This window comes from Erwinia sp. PME.40.26/001 (assembly GCF_055556675.1).
The window spans coordinates 1-382 of the sequence record NZ_JBVHNP010000043.1 but is presented as its reverse complement, the minus strand read 5'-3'; the positions used below and the strand labels follow the sequence as shown (position 1 = coordinate 382).

Below are 382 nucleotides of genomic sequence, written 5' to 3'. Positions count from 1 at the left end.
CGCTGTGGGCCAACCAGATGAAGGAGGCCTGACATGGCTCGTCAGGATCTCGGAAAACTCACCCGCCGCACCGCACCGACGCCGGCTCCCGCAGAACCCGTGGAGCCCCCCGTCGACCAGGCTCCGCCCCCGGAGCCCGCCCCTGCGGCGGCGGTCGAAACCGCGGCCGCTCCTGCGAAGAAGCAGGCGCCGCGCAAGCAGCCGACTCGCACGACCCGCACGGAGGACGAAGACGGGGGAGAGGGGGAGGAGCGGGAGACCGCGACCAAGGGCGTCCCCGTCCACCTTCCGGTCCCACTGAACGACCGCCTGCAGGCGTACATGGCCAAGACGCGCAAGAGCCACCAGACGGTCCTCCTGGACGCCGTCTCGGCTACCTATA

At 70.7% G+C, this 382-nt stretch carries 1 pseudogene; it reads left to right on the top strand.

The features are described 5' to 3' along the window. Window positions 1-33: 33 nt before the first annotated feature. Window positions 34-382, top strand: a pseudogene (locus ACZ3HG_RS23130) (hypothetical protein); the annotation flags it as partial.